The 12,613-nt window shown below is 36.4% G+C and carries 11 protein-coding genes and 2 pseudogenes; 8 read left to right on the top strand and 5 right to left on the bottom strand.

All coding sequences use genetic code 11. The annotated features are described in order from the left end of the window. The first annotated feature begins 18 nt into the window (after positions 1-18). Both BR72_RS15255 and BR72_RS15250 read left to right on the top strand, forming a co-directional pair. The gene (locus BR72_RS15255; RefSeq protein WP_035434288.1) at positions 19-264 is read left to right on the top strand and encodes a hypothetical protein; all 246 of its coding nucleotides are present in this window, start codon (positions 19-21) and stop codon (positions 262-264) included. Continuing rightward, positions 261-713, top strand: coding sequence for a hypothetical protein (locus BR72_RS15250; protein WP_035434286.1), 453 nt, complete (start codon positions 261-263; stop codon positions 711-713). The genes BR72_RS15255 and BR72_RS15250 overlap by 4 nt, the downstream gene beginning before the upstream one ends. A gap of 288 nt (positions 714-1,001) precedes the next feature. Here the strand turns inward: BR72_RS15250 and BR72_RS25690 are convergent. The 5 genes and pseudogenes from BR72_RS25690 to BR72_RS15230 all read right to left on the bottom strand — a co-directional run. Beyond that, positions 1,002-1,094 (bottom strand): annotated as a pseudogene (locus BR72_RS25690) (restriction endonuclease); the annotation flags it as partial. A 421-nt stretch (positions 1,095-1,515) separates the two neighbouring features. Further along, the gene (locus tag BR72_RS15245; RefSeq protein WP_035434284.1) at positions 1,516-2,109 is read right to left on the bottom strand and encodes a DUF2441 domain-containing protein; all 594 of its coding nucleotides are present in this window, start codon (positions 2,107-2,109) and stop codon (positions 1,516-1,518) included. Positions 2,110-2,236: 127 nt separating this feature from the next. Further along, positions 2,237-3,067, bottom strand: coding sequence for a membrane protein (locus BR72_RS15240; RefSeq protein WP_035434282.1), 831 nt, complete (start codon positions 3,065-3,067; stop codon positions 2,237-2,239). A 144-nt stretch (positions 3,068-3,211) separates the two neighbouring features. Further along, positions 3,212-4,456, bottom strand: coding sequence for a 2-oxoglutarate dehydrogenase complex dihydrolipoyllysine-residue succinyltransferase (gene odhB / locus BR72_RS15235; protein ID WP_035434280.1), 1,245 nt, complete (start codon positions 4,454-4,456; stop codon positions 3,212-3,214). Positions 4,457-4,563: 107 nt separating this feature from the next. Beyond that, positions 4,564-7,419 carry a 2-oxoglutarate dehydrogenase E1 component gene (locus BR72_RS15230; RefSeq protein WP_035434279.1) on the bottom strand — a complete coding sequence of 952 codons (2,856 nt, stop codon included), beginning with the start codon at positions 7,417-7,419 and terminating at the stop codon, positions 4,564-4,566. 682 nt (positions 7,420-8,101) lie between these two features. On the opposite strand from BR72_RS15230, the gene BR72_RS15225 reads away from it, so the two are divergent. The 6 genes and pseudogenes from BR72_RS15225 (at position 8,102) to BR72_RS15205 (ending at position 12,595) form a co-directional block, all read left to right on the top strand. Then, on the top strand, positions 8,102-8,734 hold the full coding sequence (locus tag BR72_RS15225; protein WP_035434277.1) for a VC0807 family protein: 633 nt from the start codon (positions 8,102-8,104) through the stop codon (positions 8,732-8,734). Between the two features lie 518 nt (positions 8,735-9,252). Beyond that, positions 9,253-9,363: pseudogene (locus BR72_RS27145) on the top strand (YrhA family protein); the annotation flags it as partial. A 491-nt stretch (positions 9,364-9,854) separates the two neighbouring features. Beyond that, positions 9,855-10,130, top strand: coding sequence for a TIGR04197 family type VII secretion effector (locus BR72_RS15220; protein ID WP_035434275.1), 276 nt, complete (start codon positions 9,855-9,857; stop codon positions 10,128-10,130). Between the two features lie 71 nt (positions 10,131-10,201). Further along, positions 10,202-10,564 (top strand): DUF3958 family protein, encoded by a 363-nt coding sequence (locus tag BR72_RS15215; protein WP_035434272.1) that lies wholly within the window; start codon positions 10,202-10,204, stop codon positions 10,562-10,564. Further along, complete coding sequence (locus tag BR72_RS15210; RefSeq protein WP_035434270.1) at positions 10,561-11,922, top strand: T7SS effector LXG polymorphic toxin; 1,362 nt, start codon at positions 10,561-10,563, stop codon at positions 11,920-11,922. Before BR72_RS15215 ends, BR72_RS15210 begins: the two co-directional genes overlap by 4 nt. 1 nt (position 11,923) lies before the next feature. Further along, positions 11,924-12,595, top strand: coding sequence for a hypothetical protein (locus BR72_RS15205; RefSeq protein WP_035434267.1), 672 nt, complete (start codon positions 11,924-11,926; stop codon positions 12,593-12,595). The last annotated feature ends 18 nt before the right edge of the window (positions 12,596-12,613 follow it).

Below are 12,613 nucleotides of genomic sequence, written 5' to 3'. Positions count from 1 at the left end.
AATTAAGAGGTAATACAAGTGAATACACAAAACGTATTATCGGCAATCGACGTATTAACGGATTTATTCCATATATATCAAGATACATACATGAGAATCAAAACTATGGAATTTTATGTGGAGATTGGATTACTACAAGATGAAAGATTGGTAGCGAATGAACTTGAGGAAAATAGAGCGTTTGCTTTAATTAATGTTATAAAACTACTTGATGTGACATCTACCGAACGAATTGAGAGTATACTTAGGGGGAATTTCAAATGAAAACATTTGGTAAAGTATTATTAGCAGGAACTTTTGCTCTTGGCGGTTTAACAGCAATGAACATTGATACGTCAAAAGCAAGTGCAGATGAATACTGTCGTTATATTTGTGGTCCTAGCGAAACGTTGAACAATTTCACAATTCAATTACACGCTACGGAATACCGTTTCGGGCAAAATGTCATTGCAAAAGTTACAAATGATAAAGCTGATGATATACATTATAAAGCTTCTATCGAAAAACAATATGCAACTGGCTGGGGTTATTATGAAACTGACTTCAATTGGGGTTCTATGTTACCAGCTGGAACAAATGAAGAAATAGTCGCTTTCAGTGGCAATGGCGAATCAATTTGGGGCACAGGCACATTCCGTTTTAAAATTGAAGTTGAAAATGCTGATGGTTCAATTGATACAATTTACACAGCGCCAATTACATTGTTAAATTAAATAATGAGTTCGCTTGGTTCTGTTGCAAAGTTTTTTTACAGATAGAAAGTTAGGGTGAGGTATAGCTGAATTCTATAAATTCGTTAGCTCGTAGAGAAAGGGTTAAGTCGTAAATAATGACTACCCTTTTTATTTTCCTAAAAACACTAAAAACGTATGAGACTTATCGTATTAGTTAATCTACAAAAAAACAAAACAAATAAATCTGAAGAGCTATTTTATAATTAAACCTCAATTTTTTAGTACATTCTTCAAATAAATGAAGAAGAGCTGGATTTTCATCACAGCTCATGTATTGATTGGTTCTGTATGTGTACATGTGGGGTATTGAGAACAGCCAAAAAACTTATTTCCTGTTGTATTCGAATTTCGAACAACTAGAGGGGTAAATCCTATTCTTTCTTCACAAAATGACATTTTTATTTCTCAACATGAGCCCCATCATTTCTATGATAAAATAAAAATTGTAGTTCCCTTAATCACCTTTCCCAAAACATCAATAGGTAGAAGAATACCCCCTCATTTAGTGGGGGTATTTTATAAAATATATTAAAATTTCACGTACTATATTTGTTGTTTAAATTTGTAACTACTCAACCATACATTTCATTTAGAAATTTGGTAAGGAGTGTGATTCCAGTGAAAATATGCTTACCAATAGAAAGTTATTTTCATTTTTCAGCATATAGATTGCTGTTTTTCTTTGTTTTAAAACTTTGCACGCCCTGACCGCTTCTATGCATAGCCAGTCACTCTATGAAAAAATCATAGAGTGACTGAGTAGTTACGACGTTTCTAGCATTCACGCCGAGAAATCATGAATAATTTCTACCACTTCAATTTTTCCGTTAATCAAAAGCTCAGGAAGTTCATTTGTTATATTACCCTTCCAATATTCTTTCGCTTGTTCAATTTTTTGAGAGAAAGGAGCCCCATCTTCCTTTGGTAACAGGTTTCCATCGCCTTCAAAAGAATTTCCGATAACTCGAAGTTTAACAATCTGCAAAACATTCCGATTGTAAGAATCAAATAATTCTTTCCATTTCAAAGCATCTTCATAGCTTTTCGCAGCATATAAACAAGACAATCTAGAAGGGTACTCAGGATATTCTTGTAATCTAACCATTTCTACAATCACTTCTCTAATTGCTCGAATAGTTTGGTCTACATACTTAATAGCTACTTCGGTATTTTCTTTATTTAAGTTCAAGCCCTCATTCGTATTATGACCTTGTAAAATCTGAATGAAGTCTTCACCTTTCGAATTCAATTGTTCTCTCTCAAAAAAGAAGCGATATAAGGTGTTGTTTTCGTTCTTATTAAAGGTGATGATCTGCCCAAGACTCATTTTTTTTCTAGTAACAATATGATAAACATACAATTCATTTTTATTCATGGTTTGCCTCCTATTGGTCACATTATTTTTTATACCATATTATATCAAGGGGAGGTGCGAGAAGGAGAAACTTTCTGCTTATGCTCTATTTATGTTAGGTTGATATAACAAAGCATTCTCAGAACTGTCATCTACATTTTCCTTTCATTCGGTAAAGGGAATAACTTATCACTACAGTAATAAAAGAAAATAAAATAGCAATGCTAGAAAAAGCGAGTAAGTAAGCATTATACTTCGCTATATTTGCGATCATTGCATGACTATCAAAATGAAAAATACCTCCTATAAGGTTGAAGAGAAATAGGAACAAAAAAATCGTAATTAGTCCATCTAAAGCACCGTGTATGTCAGGTTTACTTAGAGCAATATGCGTAGAAATGCAAATTGCTAGAATCAGAAAGAGCCAGAAATAAGGATTTAATAGATTGCTAATGGTAAAAATGCTTTTCAATAATAGGATTGAAGAGAAAACAGTGTGCTTTATCATATCACCCATAGCGCTGCTTGGTTGAATATTTGTTTCAATACTATTCATAAATACCGAGTATGAGTGGGGGATAAGGAAATACATTAAGCCAACTAATGCTGCAATTCCTGAAAAAATAGGAGCAATACCGATAAAGAAATTACCTATTTTTTGATAGATACTTTTCGGATTATATTCGTGCTGTACATATCCTAAATACCCGTTATTTGTATTCGTCGGAAACCATTGAATGCCTACGATTTTATGCCCAAATAAGACACACATAAAGGCATGCCCAAATTCGTGAATGGGTGTTCCAATCCATGAGGTTAAGAGGAAGCCGTTTCTTCCAAAAGCTCTTGTCCAATAAGTTCGCGAACGATTTTCTAAATATCCTAATAGAAATCCAACTACAATAATCCATCCTACTAATGAAGCTAACTGAATAAAGGTTGTCATAAGCGTTGTAAAAAAGAAGTTTCCTAATTCCATTTTGTCACCTTGTCCATATGTGATTTGATACATAGTAGATTACATGAACTTTGTAGCAGCAGTCTACTATTATTTTTGTTATGGAAGTAGAAATAAAGAAAACCCTCTTGCGCATGCAAGAGGGTTCTTCGATTGATAAAAGAATCAACCTTCTAATAATAATGATTTTGGATCTTCAAGCATTTCTTTCACTGCAACAAGGAAGCTAACAGCCTCTTTTCCATCTACGATACGGTGATCGTAAGAAAGGGCAAGGTACATCATTGGACGATTTTCCATGCGTTCTGCATCAATCGCAACAGGGCGTACTTGGATTTTATGCATACCAAGGATACCTACTTGTGGGCTGTTTAGGATTGGTGTTGACATAAGAGAGCCGAACACGCCACCATTTGTAATTGTAAATGTACCACCTTGTAGTTCTTTTAATGTAAGTTTGTTATCACGAGCTTTTATACCAAGATTACGAATTTCGCTCTCAATTTCAGCGAAGTTCATTTGGTTTGCATCACGTACAACAGGAACAACTAGTCCATCTGGAGCTGCTACAGCGATTCCGATATCATAGAATTTCTTGATGATAAGCTCATCACCTTGAATTTCAGCGTTTAATAATGGGAATTGTTTTAATGCTGCTACAACTGCTTTTGTGAAGAATGACATGAATCCAAGACGAACATCATGTTTCTTTTCGAACGCATCTTTACGTTCTTTACGTAATTCCATGATAGCTGTCATATCAACTTCGTTAAATGTTGTTAACATTGCAGACGTTTGCTGAACTTCTACAAGACGATTTGCAATTGTTTGACGGCGACGGGACATTTTTACGCGCTCAACTGGTTTTTCAAACTCAGTTTTTGTAGCAGGTTTTGGACTTTGTTTTTCTTGTTTTGGCTCTGCTTTTGGCGCAGCAGCATGTGCTTGTACATCATGCGGTCTAACGCGGCCAAGTGGATCAGTGCTACGTACTTCATTTAAGTCGATTCCTAATTCACGTGCCATTTTTCTAGCAGCAGGTGAAGCGATTGGACGATCTGTATTTGGTAGGCCTTGTAAAGGCGCTTTATTTGGCTCTGCACTTGGAGCCTCAGCTTTTGGTGCTTCTGTAACTTCTTGTTTTGCTTCTGGAGCAGGTGTGCTTACTGCTGCTGCGTTTGCATCTAAAACTGCGATAACATCACCGATTTCAACTGTATCTCCAGGTTCCCCTAGTAATTTTGATACAATACCTGAATCTTCTGCAATGATTTCTACATTGACTTTATCTGTTTCTAGCTCAACAACGCTTGCGCCTTTCTCAACTTTGTCACCTACGTTGATAAGCCATTGTGAAATAGTTCCTTCTGTAATAGATTCTGCAAGCTCAGGTACTTTAATTTCGATCATTTTAAATGTCCTCCCCTATTTGCCTAACAATTGATTTAATTTATTGTATAAATAATCTTCTCTAATTGTGAATGGGGGAGACCCCCATTCACAGGAAGTTAACAGTATTACTTATTGTGAACAAATTCTTGTTCTTGTTGTAATGTGAAATTGATATTAAGCGTTTGGTTAATAATCAATTCTTGTTCTTTTCTATGAACATGAGGATCGCCGCCAGATGGACTTGAACGGTCTGGACGTCCAATATATTTCGCTTTTACTTTGTCAGAAGCAAGTTCGAATAGAATTGGTGCAACAAAATGCCATGCGCCCATATTTCTTGGTTCTTCCTGTACCCATACGATTTCTTCCAAGTTTTCAAAACGCTCAGCGATCGCTTGGATTTTCTCAGTAGGGAATGGATATAACTGTTCAACGCGAACGATATGCACTTCATCTAGCGTATGCTCTTTCTTGTTCGATTCAACATCTACTGCTAAATCGATTGCCATCTTACCTGTAGTTAATACAAGACGCTTCACTTTACTTGTTTCTGCTTTAAGATTCGGCTCTTCTACAATTGTTTGGAAGCTACCTTCACTTAATTCAGAAGCAGGTGAAGATGTAAGTGGATGACGTAACAAGCTCTTTGGCGTCATAATTACTAACGGTCTTACATAATCAGTTCCAAGACTTGCTGCTTGGCGGCGCAAGATATGGAAATATTGCGCTGCACTTGTTAAGTTTGCAACTGTCCAGTTATTCTCAGCAGCAAGTTGTAAGAAACGTTCTGGACGAGCGCTGGAATGTTCAGGACCTTGCCCTTCATAACCGTGAGGAAGAAGGAGAACAAGTCCGGATTTTTGACCCCATTTTGCTCTTCCTGCAGAAACGAATTGGTCAAATAATGCTTGCGCTGTATTTGAGAAGTCTCCGTATTGTGCTTCCCACATTGTTAATGTTTCAGGAGAGAATACGTTATAGCCATACTCAAACCCTACAACAGCAGCTTCAGAAAGCGGACTATTATGAACCGCGAAAGAAGCGCGCGCTTGTGGCAGACGGTGCATTGGTGAATACGTTTCGTTCGTTTCTGTATCATGTAATACAACGTGGCGCTGTGCGAATGTACCGCGCTCTGAATCTTGTCCTGTCAGACGAATTGGCGTACCATCTTGTAAAATTGAAGCAAACGCTAACGCTTCGGCATTTGCCCATTCTAATTTACCGCCATCCTTAAATGCGCTCGCGCGGCGTTCAAGGATTTTCTTTAATTTTGGATATACGTTAAAACCTTCTGGCCACTGTAGAAGACTCGTATTTAATTCTTTAAGTGTTTCTAATGGAACACCAGTCATCATTTTTGGAATTCCATTTGCAACTACTTCTGGAACTTCAACATTAGCAGATACTTCTTTTTTATCTGAAGAAACTTGATTATACTCAGCTTTTAAATGCTCTTGAATAAATTGTGTAATAGTTTCTACTTCATCAGCATTTAGAATGCCTTTTGTTTGTAACTCTTCAGCATATAAAGCTCTTACAGTCGGATGCTTGCTAACTTTTTTGTATACTTTCGGTTGTGTAACTGCTGGATCATCCATTTCGTTATGACCAAAGCGGCGATATCCGATTAAGTCAATTAGGAAATCCTTTTTGAACAGCGTACGGTACTCAAAAGCAAGAGTAGCTGCAATCAGACATGCTTCAGGATCATCAGCATTTACGTGTACAATCGGAATATCAAAGCCTTTCGCAAGGTCACTTGAATATCTTGTAGAGCGAGAATCATAACTATCAGTTGTGAATCCGACTGCGTTATTCGCAATAACATGAATTGTTCCGCCTGTTTGATAACCTTTCAGTCTGCTTAAGTTCAGCGTCTCAGGTACGATACCTTGACCAGGGAATGCAGCATCACCGTGTACTAAAATTGCGAAAGATTTAGAAACATCTTGCACCGGATAACCTGCTTGTTCGCGATTTTCCTGAGCAGCACGTGCAAATCCTTCTACAACTGGATCTACAAATTCAAGGTGACTTGGGTTATTTGCTAAAGTAACTCGTGTAAGAGCTTCTCCAGATCCAACCAATTGCTCTTTACCTAAGTGATACTTCACATCGCCAGTCCAGCCGATATTGTTTTTATCTTTATCTTGCATCGGTGCTGAATGTTTAAATTCAGTAAACATGTGACTATATGGTTTTTCTAATGTATGAGCGAGTACGCTAAGACGTCCGCGGTGAGCCATCCCGATCATAATATCTTTTACGCCGCCCTTAGCGCCTTCAGAAATCATTTCATCAAGCATAGGAACTAGCATATCAACGCCTTCGATTGAAAAACGTTTTTGACCAACGAATGTCTTATGCAAAAATTGCTCGAAACCTTCAACTGCTGTTAAGCGTTTTAAAACAGCAATGCGTTTCTCGTTTGATAGTGGATGATACAATGAAGTTGACTCCACCATTTGTTGTAGCCATGCACGCTCTTCACTATCTTGAACATGAGCGAACTCATAAGCTAAAGATTTTGTGTAAACATCTTTTAATCTATTAACAGCATCAAACGCTGTGTGAACATCTGCAGGTGCATCTGCCCAAACCATTTTCGCTGAAATCGCTTTCAAATCATTTTCGCCTAGTCCCTCTAAAGAAAACTGCCCATCCACTTTTTCCTCCAGTGGATTAATGTGCGCAGAAAGGTGACCGTATGAACGAATATTTTCTAAAACCTTTGCGATTTTTAGAACTTTTTCTATATCTGTATTGTTTGGAGCAGAAAAATGAGAGTTGCTAGTAGTCCCCTTTGTAAAATCTGCATGAAAAGGAGGAGCACCCCATCTTGCGAAAAGCTCTTCTAACTCTGGATCAACAGAACCTTCCCCAGCTATATAACAATCGTACTGTTCAATGACATAGCCAAGGTTTGGACCATGGAACTTAGCCCAAGGACTGTTTGTATTTGTATTCTTCGTCGTCATTTGACAAAACCTCCTACTCGTTAGAACCAATAACGAGTGCAATTCATTTTATATTCTTATGTTATTACGATAATTTACATAATACAAAACGTTATTACTTATCTGTTTTGTAAAAAAACATTCACAATTACTTATCACCCAGAAATTTACCATGATTATTAAATAAAACTTGTACAATAAAATTGCTAAAATAGTATGGTAAGTTTAATATAGGGACAAAATGGAAATAGAATTACCATCTTTAAAATGTATGGAAAATTATGAATGTTCAATTAAAAACGTTTTAAATTATGTATACTACAATAATAAGCGCTTTCAAAAATATTATACAACAATATAGTAAAGTATAATAGGAAAAAAGATAAAATTATGAATTTATTGTTAATTCTATTTATTGAGAGAAAGGAAGTTCCAGAGTAGAAGGAGCAACTAAAATATAGAAGAGTATGTCTTACTATATTTTATATATTCTTGTTGTGAGTGGATTGATACTATTTTAATAGAAGCTTTTTTAATACGTTCAAATAGAGTTGTTCAGCACAATGGAGGCGTATTTATAAAAGTTGCTGAAAATAAAAATATTTATCACATCACTCACTAGTGTTGCATAAATTTAAACTAGCATTTTAAATGTTTTTTAAATGAAATGCTGGTGGAATATATACAGAGGAGGGGATGTAACATGGAACGAAAACAAATTGTACGTGGAATTATCCTTTCTTTACTTATTAATGCGGCATTACCCATTTTAGTTTACGAGCTGTTACTAGGACATGTTTCAAACATCATGGCGCTCACAATTGCCACAATGATTCCTTTAGTAGAAACTATAATCTATTTTCTGAAGTATCGAAAATGGGATGTATTTGCATTGTTTATGCTAGTTGGATTTATTCTTTCAATTATTGCTGCTTTCCTTGGCGGAGACGAAAGGCTTATTTTGGTTCGGGAATCCTTTGTCACAGGAATTATGGGATTCATTTTCCTTGGTTCTCTTATTACCCGAAGACCGTTAATTTATTATTTTGCTTTACGATTTACTGTTGGGAAAACAGAAAAAGAACAGGCGTCCTTTGCTGATAAGTGGAACAACGCTTACTTTCGTAAAGTGCTACGAATTATGACAACAGGCTGGGGAATTGTCTTATTAGGCGAAGCATTGCTGAAAGTGGTACTTGTCTATAATCTTTCAGTATCTACGTTTTTAGCAATTTCTAATTTGGTCACGTATGGATCCATTGGACTTGCAATCATTTGGACCGTCCTGTATCGCAAAAAATCACGTCAAAAAATAGATCCAACAAAAAGAGAATAACAGGATAAGCATCTTATAGAGTTGATTTGTGAACAACTAGAGAAAACATGATTAATCCTGTAATCGAAAAAAAGAAATCATGGTGAAATTGGTTATTCATCCGTTTATAACGAAAGGAGCACCCGAGATGGGCGCTCTTTTTCATTCGGATAATCAGTTTTATCCAAAGAGAATCTAGGTTAGGAGAATTAGAACCATACAGGTGAATACTCTCTACATGGATATATTTCTATGTACCGCATCGAAATAGCTATTCTATAAAGTGAAACTTTAATCAGTGGGGGTTTTCTTCATCCCCCACTGATTATTAGTTGAACCAATCGGGCGCATGCCAGCAGTTTATCTCCCGCCTAACTTCTTAAGAAAGGCGGAAGCGGCTCGCTCAGAATTGCAGGACGTCCGAGGGGGCGAAACGACCGGAGATTCTAGCCGCTAGAGCTGGACAATGCTTCCGCTGAATTTTGAGGTGGGAGTATTACTGCCCACGAATAGCGGGATAAACTGCAAATACTTAAAGTTTTGATGGGGTGGTAATTTATGGAGTTCATCCTTTTTTACTAGAAACAAAAAGGGATAAAGCAACTTGTAGACTGATAGAAATAAATGAGATTTGGTATGAGAATGAGTTCTAAAAAGAGTACCTTTTCTTTGGAGATTCAAATGTTGCGTGGTTTTGTAAGAGATATCTTTCTATGTTTTATTGCTTAATAAAATTAACTTCTATAATATAAATTCACATATAACCAGTATTACTATAATATGGTATGATTTACATATTAATTATGTTAGGAAGGGAGGATATGACACAAATAAAGATAGCGTTTGAATGTTTAGAATAGATGGGAAAAACAAGAAGAAATGCAAAATACACCTTAGAATAGATATATAAAGAATTATATAAACAAAAGGAATATATAACCTTTCAATGGATAGGTATAACAAGCAAAACAAACCGCTAGCATAAGTGTGAATCCTAAGCCCAGTCATAGTTTGCATCCTTTAGAGAAGGAATTCACCAAGTATAAGTGGAAAAACTTTATCCAAAAGATGAAGAAATATAAACCAAGTTATAAGTTAAATTTGAAAGACTGGATAGAAAAATCTAGAGAGGATGCAAGCGATGGGACAATTTCAAAGTAACTTTCAAACGGCAGAACAAATTGCAACGCAAATGGGAACAGCTTCTGATGCGATTCAGAGTGCGACAAATAAATCCATTACCAAGGCGGAACGTACAACGCTATCTATTAACGCTAAGGCGCAAGAAGCGAATCAACAAGCTTTTGATTTAACCAAACAATTTTATAGCGCCTTTCAACAAGGAGTTAATGATATTCATTCTGTAGCCCAAGACTTTGAGCGTATGGATAACGAGCTTCAAAAGAATTTTAAATAATTCTCTTTTTATTGAAAGCCCCTTTAGCCGATATGACAACCTACGCAAACGCGAAAAAGTAGGAGGTAAAGATGAATCAAGATATCGAAAAACAAATCAATCAATTGAACTACAAATTAAGAAGTCTATCTCAAGAACAATCTCAAAATCAACGTGCCATTCAAAAGATTGAACAAACGGAAGCGGATTTTCATGATTGGGCAGGCAGAAGCCGTCGTTTGTTTGACCGCATATTAGAAACTTGGCACAATGATAGAGAGCTACGACAGTTCTTTTACAATACACAGCAAGATGCACAACAACTTGAGCGACAACTCACCTACGAATTGGAAGACCGAAAAGAAACGTTGCTAAAAGAGAAAGAAAACTTGAATGGGCTAGAAAATGACCTTTACTATCAAAAACAAAATTTAGCAAGGGAAGTGAAGCCGTGAGTTTAAACATGTATTTAGGGGAAGTACAAGCTCAAACACAGAGTATGAATGCTATGTGCACTGCAACGATTCAAGGAATGGAACAGGCTATTAATTCAATTGACGCTTTTGTATTCGATGCTGTTTTGCAAGGACAAACTTACGACAGTGCAAAAACATTCTTCGCTCAAACCTTCCGTCCGTTAGCTCAAGGAATCATTTATTTGTGTGAAGAATTAATTCGTCAAAATGATGCCTTTCCGAATGATTTCCAATCACAGGTAGCTTCGACAGATGTGATTGAGCAAGAAATACGCGAACAAATGCAAGGGATTGATCAAACGAAAGCAGGTATTGAAGGAATTAGTAGTACCCTTCCGGCTATGCAAGTTATGGTAAATATTTTTGATGCGATGAAACAAAAGCTGCAAGAAAAATTAGACCATCTTTATCAATTTAATGCTACTTCTAGTAGTAAGTATGATACAGCACTCCAACTAGCTGCGAGCATCGCGCAAGGCCTTGCGGAAGTTCAAAGTGGGAAAGGATTTAGTGCCGTCAGCGGTACATTTAGTACGCAAGGATTGAATATGGAGTGGACGGGGCCTATTCAGAAAATTACAGAAGATAAAGCTCGTGAAGTTGAAAGGTTAAATAAGGATTCTGAATCTGGTGAAGTAGACAAAAAAGATTCATTTTTAGGTGTGACTGGTTTCAATTGGAAGGCACCAGTGGATGGATGGGGGAATACATTCGGAACAGTTACAGGTGCAGCGGCAGTAATAGAAAAGGCTAATAAAGTAATTAATGGTTATAAGGTAATATACGATTTGGACAGAAGAGCACAACGCGTCCTTGTAACAGAACATTACGGTTTTAAGGGTAGTAAAAATAGGGATTATAAGATTTATTATGTAGATGATGTCGCAGCAAAAATGAAAAATGGAACTGCTAGCAAGACGATAAAAGAAATAGATGCTCTTATAAAAAATGGAAGTGTGCTAAGTGCGTCTAAAATGGCTTTAAAGGATAGGCTTGGATGGGCTAGTGTGGCTATAGACTCATATACGGATACAAGTGAGAATATCAAAAATAATGAATCAAGTGATAAAATCGCAGGAGATATTATTGGTAATGTTGTTGTAGGAGGAGCAGTAACCGTAGGGGCAACGGCTCTTGCAGTTGGCGCCCTCCCAGCAGCACCAGTTCTGGCAGTTGCCGCAGCTGGATTTGTTGCTTCAGTAGCACTAACATATTTCACAGAAGGTGTGAAATGGGATGTTGATTTAGATGGTGATGGTGAAGATGATACTATTAAAGATATGGTGAAAACGGGTTCGAAAAAAGCTTGGTCAACAGTAGCGGGGTGGTTTAATTAACATGAAAAAAAATATAGATTTTAATAAGAAAGCCTTTGCACATTATATGGCTGTTTATCCTGTAAATGAAATAAGATCTCAAATAATTGCCCTTGTTCTTGTGGGAGCAGACATATTTATTCTGTTGCCCGCTTTTGCGAATCCTTTTCGATTACTATATGTATATATAGTAACTCCTCCAGTTGTTTTTTTAAATTTGTGGGCGATATGGATTGCTATCAATCCTCGGAAACGACAATTACAATACACTCTATTTCGAGGAGTATTTGGCATAATATGTTCAGTCGGATTAATGGTTATAACTCAAAAATATGCATATGAAGTGTTACAGTTACAAACGCCAATCTATTTTATTTTTTCATTTGGTTTGTATGGTTTTGCTTTGTATCATTTTTATAAAAATCATATTGAAAAACTTCAGGAACCAAGAAAAAAATCAAAATCGTCGAAAGGAACTGGTGGTGTAAAAGTAGCAGCTATTGCAGCTGGATTGGGGCAGTTAATTGCTAATATAATTCTTAGCATTGCAACACAACAGATGGGAGCAATTGTATTTATGTGTGTATGCACAGTGGTTTCGTTTGTTTTCTTTTATATGATTATAGAACTCCATAAGTATTATTATTTACGGAAGCATATAGAAGATGGAGGGAAAGTACGTATAGGCTTTTAAAGAGAATTTGTTGAATTT

The organism is Bacillus sp. UNC322MFChir4.1, from assembly GCF_000746135.1.
GTDB lineage: Bacteria > Bacillota > Bacilli > Bacillales > Bacillaceae_G > Bacillus_A.
This window is presented reverse-complemented; position numbering and strand designations above follow the sequence as displayed.